We start from the raw sequence: 325 nt of genomic DNA, 5'->3' as shown, positions 1-325 counted from the left end.
TCGATGAGCTCCTCGGCCTTCCTGAGGAGCTCACCAGCGATGACAACGGCAGTGGTGGTTCCATCGCCAGCCTCCTTGTCCTGGGTCTTGGCGACCTCAACCATCATCTTAGCAGCAGGGTGCTGGATGTCCATCTCGTCGAGGATGGTGGCACCGTCGTTGGTGATGACGATGTCGCCGAGGCTGTCGACGAGCATCTTGTCCATACCCTTCGGACCGAGGGTGGTCCTGATGGTCTCGGCGACTATCCTAGCGGCCAGAATGTTGAGCCTCTGGGCGTCCCTTCCAACGTACCTCTGGGTTCCCTCGGGCAGAATAACAACCG

General features: G+C 59.7%; 1 protein-coding gene. It reads right to left on the bottom strand.

Translation table 11 applies throughout. The annotated features are described in order from the left end of the window. Positions 1 to 325, bottom strand: a 325-nt coding sequence (locus tag E3E23_RS09930) for a TCP-1/cpn60 chaperonin family protein (RefSeq protein WP_305849841.1), incomplete at both ends; no start/stop codon positions are given.

The organism is Thermococcus sp. CX2 (assembly GCF_012027555.1).
In the GTDB taxonomy this organism is placed as follows: domain Archaea; phylum Methanobacteriota_B; class Thermococci; order Thermococcales; family Thermococcaceae; genus Thermococcus.
Note: the sequence above shows the minus strand (reverse complement) of the source record. Positions and strands in the feature narration are given on the sequence as shown.